The following is a 15124-nucleotide window of genomic DNA, read 5'->3' on the forward strand; positions in this document are numbered from 1 at the left end:
TCATTAACATCTATAAAAAAGCAATGGAATTACCATTGCTTAATTAAAATTATTTTCCAACAGCTTGAACAATATCATTTGAAATTCTTACAATTTCAATATTATCTATATTCTTAGCTTTAATCTGAACATTTTTACCAATATCTTCTTTTTTTACAGAAACATAAAGTTCTAGATTATCTGATCCAAAATTAGCTAAATCAGACTCATATCCTTTAACTGTAACTTTGACTTTGCCTACCAAACCTCTTAAAATAATATCTCTGCCAGATTCATTTTCAATTGCTAATTTTGATGTATCGACTTCCAATACTTTTTCAATCTTTTTATCAACATCAATATTAACAACTATCTTTAAATCATTGTTAACTAATGCTATATCAGTAGGTAATTCTAATCCAACACTAAACGATCCTGATTCTTTTATTTGAGATAGATCAAACGGCTTAGTCTGAATTTCAGAAATTTGTTCTAAACTAGATAAATTTCCAACAATAGAAACAGTGTTCGGCACAATATTTTTCTTCGTAATTCTTACATCACTATGAGGAGAATTAATCTCTATTAATTTAAGTGGAACTTCTTTAAAGTTTCTAAATCCTATGGAAACATTCGTATCTGTCTTACTAATACTAACTTTTTTTACTTCTTGATTAGTTTCATCAACAGGAATAATTTTTGTTAATACAACTTCATCACTATCCTTATTCGTTACATCTACAACTCCAAGAACTTTCTTTACTTTATTTACATAAGATACAGGTCCACTAACAACAACTTCAGTATCAGCTGGTTCCTTCTTTGAGATAACCTGATTTTTATTTTTAATCTGGCCAACCGTCTCAACTTCTACTTTAAATGTCTTACTTATTTCCTCATCCAAAGTTACTAATAATTCACTTTCAGATGACGATTTAAATTGTACATTATATGGAACTTTAAAATTTATAGAAATTCTATGAGCTCCAGATGTTGTTGCATTTTGTAAATTAACTTCAGCAACAATATCACTTTTATTTACAGAATAAACATCACTTCTTTTTCCTGTAATAGTAACTGTTACCGTTGGATTTTCAGGACTAATTCTTATAAGTTTTTTTGACTCTAAAACCGATTGATTCTTAAAACTAATAGGAACATCATAAAAGTGTCTTGTTACCACAGGATTTACTCCTCCAATCACAAGAAACCACATCACAACTCCAACAGCCAATGAAATTAATTTTAATTTAAAATCTTTTTTAATTGATTCTACTATTTTTTTTAAATTTATATTATTTAACAACTTTATCACCTTGATTTTCAACTATTTCATTAACTTCTTCTTTTATATCTTCCATTATTTCTTTCTTAACTTCTTGTTTTAATTCTTCTTTATTTACAATTTCTTTAGTCTCAAATAAACTTTGAATCATTTCTTTAAATGAATTAGTTGATTTTTCTTCAACTACAAAATTTTCAACTAAATAATTTAATAAGAATTCTTTTGAAACATTTCTATTTATTGATGATTTTTCACAGATAGAAACATGACCAGTTTCTTCACTAACAACAATAACAATTGCATCAGATTTTTCTGATATCCCTATCCCAGCTCTATGCCTTGTTCCAAGTTCCATTGAAATTTCCTTACTATCAGTTAGTGGTAAAAAACAAGATGCTGCAATAATATGATCATGACTTATAACAACAGCTCCATCATGTAAAGGAGTATTTGGAATAAATATATTCATTAATAATTCGTAAGATATATCAGAATTTAACAAAATACCTGTTTCAATTATATCTCTAAGACCTGTCTTTCTTTCTAAAACCATTAAAGCACCAATTTTTTTATCTGCTAAGGAATAAGTTGCTTTTACAAGTTCTTCTATTCCTTTTGCATTTCCTGTTGCTACCTCAAAATTAACTGGCTTTAAAAGCTTATTATTACCAATATGTTCCAAAATTCTTCTAAGTTCTGGTTGAAATACTATTAATATAGCTATAAACCCTACAGTAACAGCATTATTTAAAATCCAGCTTATAGTATAAAGCTTAAAAAATTCACTTAGTTTAGAAGCGATAAAAATAAATAATATACCTTTTATAAGTTGTGTTGCTCTAGTTCCTCTAATTAAAACAAATAACTTATAAAACATAAAACTAACTATAAATATATCTAAAATATCTGATATCCTAATTGTAGATAACAGAAAAAATAATTTATCAAACCACATAAAATCACATCTTCCTAATTTTAATATTATACATAATAATTATAATATAATATCAACTAAAATTCAACATTTGATTATTATTAAGATTCAATAAAAAAACTTTCAATTAATTTGAAAGTTTTTGTAATTCATATTCAATGTAAACATTGTCTCCAATATTTTTTTCTTTACCTGTATTTAACTCAATAACTTTTAAAATATTGGATTTGTTATTTAATTTTAGTTGATATTCAATAAAAGATCCTCTAAATTGTTTAGAAATAATTTCTGCAAAATTATCTGTTTTATAATCAACTATTTTTATTTTTTCTGGCCTTATAAAATTATCATTATCTAGTTTATTTGAGTTACCAATAAAAGATAGAGAAAATTCACTATTAGGAGAATTGTATAATTCTGTAACAGTAGAATTTTGAATAATTTTTCCTTCATTCATCAAAATAACTCTATCAGCCATAGTAAAAGCATCTTCTTGATCATGTGTAACAAGTATTGTAGTCATTTTAAAATATTTTACTAATTTTTTAATTTCATTTCTCATTGTAATTCTTAAATTTTTATCAAGATTTGAAAATGGTTCATCGAGTAAAATAAGTCGTGGACTTATAACTAAACTTCTAGCTAATGCAACTCTTTGCCTTTGCCCTCCAGAGAGTTCATGAACTTTTCTATATTCATAACCTTCTAGACCAACAATCTTAAGAATTTCTAGTGATTTATTGATTCTATCTTGTTTTTTTACACTTCTAAATTTTAAACCATAAGCAACATTTTCTAAGACATTTTTATTTGTAAATAATCCATAAGATTGAAAAACTGTAGATATATTTCTATCTTCTGGATTTAAAGAGCTTATATCTTCTCCATTTAAAAAAATTTTCCCAGAATTATTTTTAATAAAACCTCCAATGGAATTTAAAATAGTTGTTTTTCCACAACCTGATGGTCCTAATATACATAGAATATTTCCTTCATCTAAAGAGAAATTAACATCTTTTAGCACTTCTTTTTCACCATAAATTTTATTTAAATTTTTTACTTCTAAAAACATAAAAATCTCCTAATTTATCTAAAATATAATTTATAAACATAAATAGCAAACTAAAAATTAAACAAATAAGTATAATAATAATTGCTAAAACTGATGCTGTATTATATTTTCCACTGTTTATAACGTCAAACATAACTAAAGTCAGAACTTTCTGTGCAGGATATACAATAAAAATAATTGAACCTACTGTTGTCATAGTACTATTAAATCCATTTATCATACTTATAACAAAATTACTTCTAGTATGTGATAATATTACATCTTTAAAAATAAAGAATTCATTAGCACCTAAATCTTTTGCACTTAAAATCTGATTCTTATCTATAGTTTCTAAACTTGAACTAAAAACTTTTGTTGAAAAAGGTAACTGTTTAAAAGTAACATTTAAAATTACAATCAGTGCAGTACCTGTAATATAAATTGGATATTCATTAAAAGCTAATATATAACCTATTCCAAAAAATGTACCTGGTAACATATATGGCATTGTGGCTATAAAGTCAAATAACCTTAAAAATTTAACTTTTCTTATATGAATATAGTATTGAAGTAACAAACCAATTAAGCTTCCAAAAAAAGCAGAAATAAGCGAATAATAAATACTTCTAAAAACTGTCTTATCTATATGATCCCTAATATCAGCAAAATGTTCAAAAGTAAAATATAATTTACCCTTTGAATAATCAGTAAATGCAGAAATAATAATTGAACTATATTGTAAAACTAATAAAATTAGGAAAATTGAAGATAGAAAAACAGCTAAATAAAAAACTGTTCCCTTTTTTTCAATTCCAACCTCTGAAAGATTTGATCCAAAGTTTGTATTCGAAACAATTTTTGAATTTTTTATATAAAAAATAAATGTAAAAATAACAGGAATACAAAGTACTATATTCATCGCACCCGCTTGAACTATATTTCCATCAGAAATAAATACATTGTAAGATCTTGAAGCTAATGTTTCAAAAGATCCACCTATAATTAATGGTGTTGAAAAGTCAGCTATACTTCTTATAAAACTTAATATTGCAACAACCTTAATACTTGGTAATAATTGAGGTAACATTATATCTAATATTATATTATTAGTTTTAGCCCCTAGAGATCTAGCACTATTAATTTGTTCCTTATCTATACTATCTAGAGTTGAAATAATCATAAGAGCACTAAGTGAAATTAATCCAATACTTTGCATTAATATAATTCCAAAAGAACCATATGCATTTAATGATAAATTAAAAATATCATGTGTAATAAATCCCCTACGTCCAAAAAGTTTTATATACGCTAGGGAAGAAACAAACGGTGGTGAAATCATCGTAATCATTAATACAAATGAAATTAATCTCTTTATACTATTCTTAATGCTAAAACAAAAAATACCTATAGAAACAGAAACAATAGTTGTAATAATAGTAGCAAAAAAAGCTACAAATATAGAATTATATAATAATTTACTTTGTGTTTTTAAAAAAGAAAATCCTTCTAAAGTAAATTTACCATCATAAAAAAATGTCGAAACGAAAACCTTTAAAAAAGGATATAAAATAAAAGTAAATAAACAAAAAACTAAAGTAAAAATTATAAGTCTATCTATAAATTTAAAATATTTTTTCATAACTTATATTAATTAAAAAGGGAGATTACTCTCCCATTTTTTTATTTTCCTTGTGTTAATTCTGCCCATCTTTTAAGGATAGCATCTCTTTGTTTTCCAAAACTTTCAATATCTTCTTTAATGAATTTATCTTTTGGTAATCCTAATTCAAAACCTTTAGTACCATCAATAACCATTTGAGCTCCATCTTTTCCATCAAGTTCAGCAATTAATTGTTGATTTTCTGGTCTTAAGATAAAATCTTCAAAAGCTTTTGCAAGTTCAAGGTTTGGAGTATTTTTAAAAATAGCAACACCTTCTGGTACCCAACATAATCCATCTTCTGGATAAATTGCTGTTAAATTATTTTTTTCAGCAACATCAAAAGCAGATTTATCAATTGGAATAATACCAATTCCAAATTCTCCAGCTACAGTTTTTTCTTGAGGATCTTTTCCTCTTTTACCATAGAATTTAACATTATCATTTAATTTTTTGAAATATTCCCATGCTTTTTCTTCGCCATATAAGTCAATAAGACCTTTAACATTTGCATAACTTGTTCCTGATACAGCAGGATTTGCCATGATTATTTCATCTTTATATTTTGGATCTGCAATTTCTGCCCAAGTTTTAGGAATTTCAAGTCCTTTTTCTTGTAAAATTTTATTATTTACTAAAAATCCTACAACAGTTACACCTTTAGAAATCCAATATCCTTCATTATCTTTGAATCCTTCTTTAATTTTATCGAATCCTTCTGGTTTATACATTTCTAAAAGACCATCTTCTTTTGCTTTCATAAAAGCATCAATTCCACCACCGAACCATACGTCAGCACTTGGTTTTCCACCTTCTGCTTTAATCTTAGCAATAACTTCCCCACTTGACATTGAAAGAAACTCAACTTTAGCTTTAGTTTCTTCAGCAAACTTATCAAAAAGTTTTTTGTATTTTTCTGATGTTGCAACAACATTTAATGTTTTACCTTCGAAAGTTTTAGTAGCTTCTACTTTCTTTTCTTCTTTCTTTTCTTCAGCTTTTTTTGGTTGACAACCAACTAACATTAAACCAGCTAGTGCCAAAGATAAAAATCTTGATTTTTTCATAATTCCCTCCTTAATTTTTTTCATAACTATCTTTACTATGAAAAATAAGCTGTAAAAAAACAACCAATAATATTATATCATAAATTTAATATTTATCAATATTTTTTTATGCTTAAAAATATAAATATGATATAATATAAATATATATTTTAATAAAGTTGTTTTATTATATATTTTTTGTGGAATATAATAAAGGAATATTTTTTAGGGAGGAATTATATGAAAAAAGAACGTAGTGAAATGATCTTACACGGAAATATCTACAAAATAATTGCAATAATATCCATTCCTATTATATTAAATAATTTTATCCAACAATTATACTCATTGGCTGATGCTTTTTGGCTTGGAAAATTGGGTACAGCAGAATTTGCATCGACTAGTTTTACATGGCCAGTTGTATTTTTATTTAATTCAATAGGTATTGGGCTTTCAATTGCTGCTATATCTTTGATTTCACAATTACTTGGAAGAAAAGATTATACTAATGCACAAAAATATGCAGATACATTAATAAATATTTCATTAATATTTTCTATTATGTTTATGATATTAGGATTTGTAAGTGCAGAACTTATTGTTAATTTAATGGGTGCAACTGGAGACCTTGCTAAATATAGTATTATTTACTTACAATATAGTTATTTAGGAATTCCATTTATATTTTTATATTACATATATTCTTCAGTATTGTCTGCTCAAGGAAAAAATGCAATTCCAACAATGATAAGTGCAATATGTGTAATATTGAATATGATTTTAAATCCAATTTTTATATTTGATGTAATTCCATTCACTTCAATACCAGGTTTAGGTCTTGGAGTAAAAGGTGCTGCATTAGCAACTGTTTTAACTCAAGGTATTATGTTTGTAGTTGGATTTATTCACTTAAGATTTAATAAAGATTTAATTAAATTAAATCTTAACAGTCTTCTATACATAAAATGGGAAAGATCAATATTAAAAAGAATTTATAGAATTACTCTACCTTCTGTTTTGGGACAAGTTGGAAGTTCAATAGGATTTATAATAATGAACTCATTCATTCAAAGCTATGGAACTGAAACTGTTGCAGCATATGGAATGGTTAATAGAATAAGTGGTCTATTAAATATACCACCTGGCGGAATAGGTTCAGCAATAACTTCAATAATTGGTCAAAATATTGGAAACCACAATATTGAAAGAGTTAAAGAAACATTTAAAAAGGCATCAATTATAGTTATTATTATGTCTATAATAATTGCATTTATAAGCTTTATATTTAGATTCGAAATTTTATCATTCTTCATAAGCGCACCAAAAGACTCTGTCCTTATGAAACAAGCAGATAGTTATATGTTCTACACCTTAATAACTCTAGTAATGTTAAATATGTTTTTTGTTTATCAAGGACTATTCCAAGGATCTGGAAATAGTAAATATTCAATGCTTATTGACATGATAAGACTTTGGATAATAAGATTACCATTAATTTTAATTTTTAAAAATTTCACTGGATATGGAGCAACTGGCATATGGCTTGCAATGGCAATTTCAAATGTTTTAGTATCAATAATTGCTCATTTCATATACTTACAAGGTGGATGGCAAGAAGGTTCATTTTATAGATAAATATAAAAAAAGGTTAGGAATATTGAAGTGAATCCAAAAATACGGATAGTTAAATAAATTATTCAAAGGAATGTAATCTATAATTAATAGGATACATTCCTTTTAAATTCTCCTTAATTCTTTTCGTATTATACCATTTAATATACTTTTTTATATCTTCTATTTATTTTTCATACGAAGAATAATTTTCTCCATAAAACATTTTTATCCAATTTGAAATAGTTGTTTGTGGTATCTTATATTTTTTTGGTAATACAGATTGGCTAATATTTTTTTATATTCTTTAATTACTTTTATTTTTATACTTGTATCATATTTTGACATTCAAAAAATCCCAAATCCTTTGTCCGGATTTAGGGGTTCATATCATATTCATAACCTTTTAATTTTTATACAGTATAATAAAAAAAGGCAGTGATTTTCCACTGCCTTTAAAAGATATTATAATCCCATTTGTTTAGCAACTTCTTCAGCAAAGTTTTCTTCTTTCTTTTCTAGTCCTTCACCTACTTCGAATCTAGTGTATTCTACTATTTCAATATTTCCACCTAGTTCTTTAGCTTTATCATTAACAGCGTCTAAAACTGTTTTGCTATCATCTAAAACATATTGTTGGCTGAATAAAGCATATTGTTGGTCAATTAAAGTATTGTCTTGGATAAATCTTTCGATTTGTCCTGGTAAAATTTTATCCCAAATTTTTTCTGGTTTTCCTTGTCTCTTTAATTCTTCTTTTAATTCTTCTTCTTCAGCTTTTAAAACTTCATCAGTAATTTGAGACATTGAAGCATATTTTGGAATTCTCTTTAATTGTTTTCCTAGTCTTACTAATTCTTCATTTTCTTTTTCAATTGAACCTTTTAGAGCTAAATATTCTTTTTCAACGAAATCAGCATCTAAATCTTTATAGCTTAAATATTGTGGTTTCATTGCTGAAATATGCATACAAATATTTTGTAATAATTCTTTTGCACCTTTCTTTGTAGCTTCGCTATCACAATTAGCTTTAAGAATAACACCAACTTTTTTATTAAAGTGAACATATCCACATACAATACTATTTTCACAACAAGCTTTAGCAAATGCTAATCTTCTAACTACAATATTTTCTCCAATTGATGATATTTGTAATTTTAAGAATTCTTCAAAATTAGTTCCATCTATATTTGATGCATTTAATTCATCTATGTTCTTTAATTCATTATCAAAAACATGTTCTGTTACTTTTTTTGTTAATGCTACAAAGTTTTCATTCTTTGCAACGAAATCTGTTTGAGAATTTACTTCAGTAAGAGCAGCTTTAGTGTTGTTTTCATCAATAACTAAAGTTATTAAACCTTCAGCAGCAACTTTGCTTGCTTTTTTTGCAGCTTTAGCTAATCCTTTTTCTCTTAAAAATTCAATAGCTTTTTCCATATCTCCACTAACTTCTTGTAGTGCCTTTTTACATTCCATCATTCCAGCACCAGTAGTTTCTCTTAAATCTTTTACCAATTTTGCAGTAATTTCCATAAAACCCTCCTATAATATTATATAAAAATAAGGTAAGGATAAATATTAAAAATTTGAATCCTTACCCTTTAAAATTCTAATTACTAATTATTCAGCTACTTCTTCAAAAACTTCTTCAACTTCTACAGTTTCTTCAACTACAGCTTCTGATTCTTCAACTTCTACTTGTTCACCTTGTTTAGCTTCAACAATAGCATTTGCAATTGTACCAGTTAATAATTTAACAGCTCTGATAGCGTCATCATTTCCTGGAATAGCAATATCAACTTCATCAGGATCACAGTTAGTATCTACAACACCAACAACTGGAATACCTAATATTTTTGCTTCATTAACAGCAATTTTTTCATTCTTTGGATCTATTACGAAAAGTACATCTGGAAGTTTTTCCATTTCTTTAATTCCGCCTAAGAATTTTTCTAGTTTTTCAGTTTCTCTTCTTAATTTAATAACTTCTTTCTTAGGTAATCTTTGGAAAGTTCCATCTTCTTCCATAAGTTCTAATCTTTTTAATCTTTCAATTCTTTTTTTGATAGTTTTGTAGTTTGTTAACATACCACCTAACCATCTATGACTAACATAGAATTGTCCACTTCTTTTTGCTTCTGTTTCAACAGCTTCTTGAGCTTGTTTTTTAGTTCCTACAAAAAGAACTCTACCACCATCAGCAACGATATCTCTTACAAAATCATATGCTTGTTCAATTTGTTTTACAGTTTTTTGTAAATCTATAATATAGATTCCATTTCTTTCTGTAAAAATAAATCTTGACATTTTTGGATTCCATCTTCTAGTTTGATGTCCAAAATGCACTCCTGCTTCTAATAAATTTTTCATTAAAATTACTTGTGACATTTTCTTACCTCCTGTTTTTCGCCACCCATATTCATCATCTTGACAAGAACCTCTTTGGGCAACACTTGTTCAATCAGAATATGTGATTATTCACCTGAATATTATAACATAACAGAATATTTTTTTCAATATATAATTTTTATTTTTTACAAAAAAAATCAGACCATAGGTCTGACTTTTTATTAGTAATCAAAAATTATTTGTTTACAATTTCTTTTAATGATTTTCCAGCTTTGAAAACTGGTGCTTTTGATGCTGGAATCTTGATAACTTCTTTAGGGTTTCTTGGGTTTCTTCCGCTTCTTGCTTTTCTTTCTCTAGCTTCGAAAGTTCCAAATCCAACTAATTGAACTTTTTCCCCTTTAACTAAAGTTTCTTCAACAGTTTGAATGAAAGCATTTAATGCTCTTTCAGCATCAACTTTAGTAATTTTTCCTTTTTCAGCCATACTAGCTAATAATTCAGATTTGTTCATTAAAATTTCCTCCTAAATACACTACTATATTTAATAATTGCCTATATAAATGGTCACTTAACCATTCTGCATTATTATTATATATTAATTTTCAAAAATAATCAAGCTATTTAGCTAATTTATTTGAAATTTTTAATTGGATAGTATCCAATTTCTTCTTGAATCTTTTTAAACTCCGTTTTAAACTTTTCAGCCATTATAGTTCTTTTTAAACTTTGTTTAATATTTTCTTTACTTTCATCAGAAAATTGTGCATAATCGTCAACAATTTTATTTACTTTTATTATATGGTAACCAAATTTAGTTTGTACTGGTTCACTTATTTCTCCTTCTTTTAATTTAGAAGCAGCATTATAAAACTCTTCAACCATAACACCTTTAGTAAATGTACCTAATTCACCTTTATTAGTTTTAGCAGATGGATCTTTAGAAACTTCAACAGCTACATCTTCAAATTTTTCTCCAGCATCTAAACGACTTTTAACATTTTTTGCTTCTTCTTCTGTTTCAACTAATATATGGCTTGCATTAATTTCAGGTCCATCAAATTCACTGCCTTTAAACTTATTAGCGATTTCTTCATCTGTAGGTGAAAAGTTATCTGAGAACCAAACTTGAAATTTTTGTGAATATAAATTATCTTTAATCTTTTCTTTTAATTCTTCTTCTGTTAGTTTTGATTTTTCAAGTTCTTCATTGAATTTATCGCCTAATTGCTCTTTAATCTTTTCAATTTGTTCACTAACTTCTTTATCCGTTACAGTAACTTTTGAAATTTCTTCTTCTGATTTTCCTGCATCCTTATATTCTTTCTCTAATTTAGCAAATTTTTGCTTAACAACTTCTATATCAGAAAATGCCTCTAATATATTTTGTTTTAAATTAAGAGAAGCCATTTTTCCTTCATCAGTTGATTCATCATATTTTGCTTTTTGCTCATCTGAATAAGAAGACATTATTTTATCATATTCTTTTTTAACTTGTTCTTCAGTAATATATTTATCACCAATTTTTACTAAAGCATCTTTAGGAGCTTTAGCACAAGCTGTAAAAAGTATTGCAGATAGTGCAATTGCACTTGCAAATTTTACAAATCTATTATTCATATTGCTCTCCTTTTTTGATTAATATTTCAATCTTTTGATATTATACATTATTTTTTTAGTAATGTCAAAGCTTTTTTAACTTTTTTGCTTTAAATATTGTAAATTTTCAACAAATTCTATACTTTCAGTTAATTTATTCTTCTCATAATTAAAAATTAACTCTGCATTTTCATTCATATTGAAGGCAATCCTCTTGAAAAATTTATCCGATATTCTGCCAATTAACTCTAATATATCTCTATTTGTCTGTTCAAACTTAAATACTACTGACTTATCTCTATCTATTATTTTAATAAAACTCAAATTAGTAGAAATTGATTTCAAATATGAAACATTCATGACATTTAATACTGTTGTAGGAACATCTCCAAATCTATCAGTTAATTCATCATATATTTCATTAAAATCTTCTCTAGAAGAAATTTCTGCTATTTTTCTATACATATCAATTTTTTGATTACTATCTCCTATATAGCTTGATGGTATATATGCATCTACTGATAACTCAATTGTTGTTTGATTTTTAATCTGTAAAGTTTCTCCTTTTACTGTTCTTATACTTTCTTCCAACATTCTTACATACATTTCATAACCAATTGTCTCTATATGGCCAGATTGACTTTCACCAAGAATATTACCAGCTCCTCTTAGTTCTAAATCTCTCATAGCTATTTTAAACCCTGACCCAAACTCAGAGAAATCTCTAATAGCCATTAATCTTTTTTCAGATATTTCAGTAAGAACCTTATCTTTTTCATAAGTAAAATATGCATACGCTCTTCTAGTTGATCGTCCAATTCTACCTTTTAATTGATAAAGTTGAGATAATCCCATTTTATCTGCATCATATATAATCATGGTATTACAATTTTTTATATCCATTCCAGTTTCTATGATTGTTGTGCAAAGTAATATATCATATTCTCCTTCTTGAAAATCATACATGATATTTTCTAATTCTTTATTAGTTAATTTGCTATGAGCCATTGCAATTCTTGCATCTGGGACAAGTTTTGATAGTTCAACATACATTTTATCCATATCTTTAATTCTATTATAAACAAAATAAACTTGACCACCTCTATTTAATTCTTTATAAATAGCTTCCCTAATCACAGAATCATTATATTCTAATACGAATGTAGCGATAGTTACTCTTTCTTCAGGAGCATCATCTAAAATACTCATATCTCGAATTCCTACTAAACTCATTTGCATAGTTCTAGGAATAGGAGTAGCAGATAAAGATAAAACATCAATATTCTCTTTAATCTTTTTTAAAGCTTCTTTATGTTTAACACCAAATCTTTGCTCTTCATCAATAATCAAAAGTCCCAAATCTTTAAATTCCAATTTGTTTGATAGTAGCTTATGTGTTCCAATCAGTAAATTTACCTTCCCATTTTTTACATTTTTTAAAATTTCTTTTTGTTTTAAAGGACTCCTAAACCTACTAATCATTTCTACTTCAAGAGGAAAATCTCCAATTCTTTCACGAGCAGTATTGTAATGCTGTTGAGCTAGAATTGTTGTTGGAACTAGAAAAGCAACTTGCTTATCATCCATCATAGCTTTAAATGCAGCTCTTAAAGCAACTTCAGTTTTTCCGTATCCGACATCACCACAAAGCAATCTATCCATTGGCTTAAATTGCTCCATATCTCTTTTTATTTCATTAATAGCTCTTAACTGTGAATATGTTTCTTCATAAATAAAACTGTCTTCAAATTCTTTTTGCCAAGATGTATCTTCAGAGAATGCAAATCCTCTTATCTTATCTCTTTTCGCATATAATTGAACTAAATCTAAAGCAATCTCATCTAAAACTTTTTTAGCACGAGTTTTTGTTTTAACCCATTCACCAGATCCTAATTTATTTAATTTAGGTCTATATCCATCTTTTCCAATATATTTTTGAATCAAATTCATTTGATCTGTAGGAATATATAACTTATCATTTCCTTTATATAGTATCAAAATATGATCTTTAACTATTCCATCAACATCAATTTGTTCAATTCCTCTATATTCACCTATACCATGATTTTCATGTACAACAAAATCTCCCACATTTAAATCAGTATAGTCTAATAAATTTTCTTTACTTTTTTTCTTTGATTTTTTAGAAGTCTTTTTAACTGTTCCATAAATTTCTTTATGAGTTAAAAATAAAATTTTTTGAATAGGATATTCAAATCCAGACTCTAAATTAAGAGTTGAAATTCCAAGAATGGAACTTTTTAACTCAAATTCTAAATCCTCAAAAATATTACAATTAATATTTTCAGAATTTAAAATTTCTTTTAAATTATTTGCCTTTTCGAGTGAGCCAGCAAAAATAATTATTTTATAACCTCTTTGAAGTTTATATTTTAAGCTTTGAAACAGCATATCAAATTTTCTATTAAAAACCTCTGTTTCAATAGTTTTTAAATTTACAATACTTTTTGGATTAATAATCTTTGTTCTCTTTAAAAGTTGTGTAAAATTAACAATGCTAAATTCTTTTATTCTATTTAATATTTTTTCAAAAGGAATTAATATATCTTTATGTGAATCTAATATTTCAGCATTTTCAATTGAAAAAAGTACATTTTCATGAAATAAATTTTCTATTTCTAAATTTCTATCATATATTTTTAATATATCTTCAGTACATACTATAGAATCTTGACTCAAATAATCTAAAAGAGTGGAAAAACTTCCTTTTTTTATATAAGGTGATATTAAGTCCATATTTGAAATATGATAATTCATCTTTAAATCATCATATATCTTATAAAATTTTTCAGTTGACTTTTCTATATCTTTACCAAATAATTTCAACTTCTGTAATTTTTCTATATCTTTTTTTAGCCCAGTTAGTATATTATCAACATCTGTTTTTGACAATACCATTTCCTTTGCAGGTATTAATTCAACACTTTGTAATTTTTCAACAGATCTTTGACTATTAATATCAAAACTACGAATAGAATCAACATCATCTCCAAATAACTCTATTCTAACAGGATTTTTAAAATTTACAGGGTATATATCAAAAATTGAACCTCTTATTGAAAACTGACCTTTTGCTTCAACAAAATCCACCCTATCATAATGCATCTTTATTAATCTTTCAGTTAATTCATTAAGATTAACTTCAGAATTTTCGTCAATATAAATATAATGTGATTTAAAGAATTTTGGGGTGCTAAGTTTTTTCGACAAAGCACTAGCAGTTGTAATTATTATGAATTTTTCATTAGAAATAAGCCTATTCATTATCTCTATTCTATGATTTTCGAGATTAGTTTCCAAACTATTAATATTGTGAAATCTAATTTCAAAATTTGGATAAACAGCTACTTTATCTCCAATCAAGTTTTTTAATTCATCACAAAGTTCATTAGCTCTAGCTTCACTTTCAACTAATAAAACTAGATTTTTATTAGGAATCTCATTAAATATAGAATATATTAAATGGAATAAACTTTCTTTTATAAGTCCATTACAATAAATAGGAACATTATTTGATTTTAAATTTGAAATCATATCTAAATATGATTCATTATTTTTTAAAAAATCAATTAAAAAATTCATAACT

General features: G+C 26.2%; 12 protein-coding genes. 1 reads left to right on the forward strand and 11 read right to left on the reverse strand.

Going from position 1 to position 15124, the window contains the following annotated elements; genetic code table 11:
• Window positions 1-49: 49 nt before the first annotated feature.
• The 5 genes from LW893_RS02745 to LW893_RS02765 form a co-directional block, all read right to left on the reverse strand.
• Window positions 50-1294, reverse strand: coding sequence for a YbbR-like domain-containing protein (locus LW893_RS02745; protein ID WP_233055809.1), 1245 nt, complete (start codon window positions 1292-1294; stop codon window positions 50-52).
• Window positions 1275-2219, reverse strand: coding sequence for a diadenylate cyclase CdaA (gene cdaA, locus LW893_RS02750; RefSeq protein ID WP_233055691.1), 945 nt, complete (start codon window positions 2217-2219; stop codon window positions 1275-1277). Before cdaA ends, LW893_RS02745 begins: the two co-directional genes overlap by 20 nt.
• 106 nt (window positions 2220-2325) lie before the next feature.
• Window positions 2326-3270: an ABC transporter ATP-binding protein gene (locus LW893_RS02755; RefSeq protein ID WP_233055692.1), complete on the reverse strand. Its 945-nt coding sequence runs from the start codon at window positions 3268-3270 to the stop codon at window positions 2326-2328.
• Window positions 3242-4888: an ABC transporter permease gene (locus LW893_RS02760; protein ID WP_233055693.1), complete on the reverse strand. Its 1647-nt coding sequence runs from the start codon at window positions 4886-4888 to the stop codon at window positions 3242-3244. Before LW893_RS02760 ends, LW893_RS02755 begins: the two co-directional genes overlap by 29 nt.
• A gap of 41 nt (window positions 4889-4929) precedes the next feature.
• Complete coding sequence (locus LW893_RS02765) at window positions 4930-5976, reverse strand: ABC transporter substrate-binding protein (protein ID WP_233055694.1); 1047 nt, start codon at window positions 5974-5976, stop codon at window positions 4930-4932.
• A 219-nt stretch (window positions 5977-6195) separates the two neighbouring features.
• Here LW893_RS02765 and LW893_RS02770 point away from each other — a divergent pair, with 219 nt between their 5' ends.
• Window positions 6196-7590: an MATE family efflux transporter gene (locus LW893_RS02770; protein WP_233055695.1), complete on the forward strand. Its 1395-nt coding sequence runs from the start codon at window positions 6196-6198 to the stop codon at window positions 7588-7590.
• A 58-nt stretch (window positions 7591-7648) separates the two neighbouring features.
• Here the strand turns inward: LW893_RS02770 and LW893_RS07185 are convergent, their stop codons facing one another.
• The 6 genes from LW893_RS07185 to mfd form a co-directional block, all read right to left on the reverse strand.
• Complete coding sequence (locus LW893_RS07185; protein WP_420094853.1) at window positions 7649-7753, reverse strand: IS3 family transposase; 105 nt, start codon at window positions 7751-7753, stop codon at window positions 7649-7651.
• A 278-nt stretch (window positions 7754-8031) separates the two neighbouring features.
• Window positions 8032-9102, reverse strand: coding sequence for a translation elongation factor Ts (tsf, locus tag LW893_RS02775; protein ID WP_233055696.1), 1071 nt, complete (start codon window positions 9100-9102; stop codon window positions 8032-8034).
• Between the two features lie 87 nt (window positions 9103-9189).
• The gene (rpsB, locus tag LW893_RS02780) at window positions 9190-9957 is read right to left on the reverse strand and encodes a 30S ribosomal protein S2 (RefSeq protein WP_233055697.1); all 768 of its coding nucleotides are present in this window, start codon (window positions 9955-9957) and stop codon (window positions 9190-9192) included.
• Between the two features lie 196 nt (window positions 9958-10153).
• The gene (locus tag LW893_RS02785) at window positions 10154-10432 is read right to left on the reverse strand and encodes an HU family DNA-binding protein (RefSeq protein ID WP_004833235.1); all 279 of its coding nucleotides are present in this window, start codon (window positions 10430-10432) and stop codon (window positions 10154-10156) included.
• Between the two features lie 119 nt (window positions 10433-10551).
• Entirely contained in the window at window positions 10552-11538 is a 987-nt protein-coding gene (locus tag LW893_RS02790; protein ID WP_233055698.1) for a peptidylprolyl isomerase, read from the reverse strand.
• A 75-nt stretch (window positions 11539-11613) separates the two neighbouring features.
• The gene (mfd, locus tag LW893_RS02795; protein ID WP_233055699.1) at window positions 11614-15120 is read right to left on the reverse strand and encodes a transcription-repair coupling factor; all 3507 of its coding nucleotides are present in this window, start codon (window positions 15118-15120) and stop codon (window positions 11614-11616) included.
• Between the last annotated feature and the right edge of the window lie 4 nt (window positions 15121-15124).

The sequence above is a fragment of the Parvimonas micra genome, from assembly GCF_021300775.1.
Classification (GTDB): domain Bacteria; phylum Bacillota; class Clostridia; order Tissierellales; family Peptoniphilaceae; genus Parvimonas.

What these genes read in the sequence shown, in the direction of transcription:
- tsf (WP_233055696.1), bottom strand. Translation starts at nt 9,102, where the DNA reads ATGGAAATTACTGCAAAATTGGTAAAAGATTTAAGAGAAACTACTGGT.
- LW893_RS02785 (WP_004833235.1), bottom strand. Translation starts at nt 10,432, where the DNA reads ATGAACAAATCTGAATTATTAGCTAGTATGGCTGAAAAAGGAAAAATT.
- LW893_RS02760 (WP_233055693.1), bottom strand. Translation starts at nt 4,888, where the DNA reads ATGAAAAAATATTTTAAATTTATAGATAGACTTATAATTTTTACTTTA.
- LW893_RS02790 (WP_233055698.1), bottom strand. Translation starts at nt 11,538, where the DNA reads ATGAATAATAGATTTGTAAAATTTGCAAGTGCAATTGCACTATCTGCA.
- LW893_RS02765 (WP_233055694.1), bottom strand. Translation starts at nt 5,976, where the DNA reads ATGAAAAAATCAAGATTTTTATCTTTGGCACTAGCTGGTTTAATGTTA.
- cdaA (WP_233055691.1), bottom strand. Translation starts at nt 2,219, where the DNA reads ATGTGGTTTGATAAATTATTTTTTCTGTTATCTACAATTAGGATATCA.
- LW893_RS02770 (WP_233055695.1), top strand. Translation starts at nt 6,196, where the DNA reads ATGAAAAAAGAACGTAGTGAAATGATCTTACACGGAAATATCTACAAA.
- mfd (WP_233055699.1), bottom strand. Translation starts at nt 15,120, where the DNA reads ATGAATTTTTTAATTGATTTTTTAAAAAATAATGAATCATATTTAGAT.
- rpsB (WP_233055697.1), bottom strand. Translation starts at nt 9,957, where the DNA reads ATGTCACAAGTAATTTTAATGAAAAATTTATTAGAAGCAGGAGTGCAT.
- LW893_RS02755 (WP_233055692.1), bottom strand. Translation starts at nt 3,270, where the DNA reads ATGTTTTTAGAAGTAAAAAATTTAAATAAAATTTATGGTGAAAAAGAA.